We start from the raw sequence: 754 nt of genomic DNA, 5'->3' as shown, positions 1-754 counted from the left end.
CAGGCTCACCCCCAATCGCTGGGCTTGCCCTCGAAGACGATCGTTGAGGGCCTGCGGCAGCTTCCGGTACACTTCCACCACACCTTCGCCATCGCCCCGCACCTCCGTCAGGCCGAATGGCAGCGAAGGCTCATCGACATCGCCAAGCCGCTCGCGGAAGTACCGCTCATGCTCCGCCTCTGGGATCCCGAGACGTGCCTGCGCCACAACATTGCGGAACGGCTCCGCAACCGGCAGATCATCCTCCCGGCCCGCCAGGATCGCATCGATCTCCATGAAAAAGGGTTCTGCTGAAGCAGCGTCTTCTATCAGGTGGTGACTTGTTACTTGCAACAGCCAGCGGTCGCTCTCGGGATCCCGCGCCACCACGTAGCGCATCAAAGGCGCCTGGGTCAGGTCGAGCCGCAGGTGCTGCGGGGCGTAGCGACGCCTCAGCTGCTCCACGCCAGGTCCGGCGGCGGGGTCGAGCTCGACCTCAGTGATGCTGAGCGGCGCATGCCGCCACACCACCTGCACCGGCGACGACAGACCCTCCCACACAAACGCCGAGCGCAGGATGGCGTGCCGGTCGACCACGCGCTGCACCGCCGACAGATAGCGGTCCAGCCGGTCCCGCTCGGCAAAAGCCATCTGGCCGCGGATCAGATATGGATCACCTTTCTGCGCCAGAAGGTGGTGGAACAGGATGCCGTCCTGCAGCGGCGATAGCGCATAGATGTCCTCGACGTTGGCAATCCCGCCCGGCACCGTCTCA

The 754-nt window shown here is 65.3% G+C and carries 1 protein-coding gene; it reads right to left on the bottom strand.

The window, feature by feature from the left end; all coding sequences use genetic code 11:
- Positions 1-754: condensation domain-containing protein (locus tag JT360_RS33275; protein WP_250889252.1), on the bottom strand; the 754-nt coding region annotated here is incomplete at both ends.

The sequence above is a fragment of the Mesorhizobium sp. dw_380 genome (genome assembly GCF_018588885.1).
Classification (GTDB): Bacteria; Pseudomonadota; Alphaproteobacteria; order Rhizobiales; family Rhizobiaceae; genus Mesorhizobium.
Note: the sequence above shows the minus strand (reverse complement) of the source record. Positions and strands in the feature narration are given on the sequence as shown.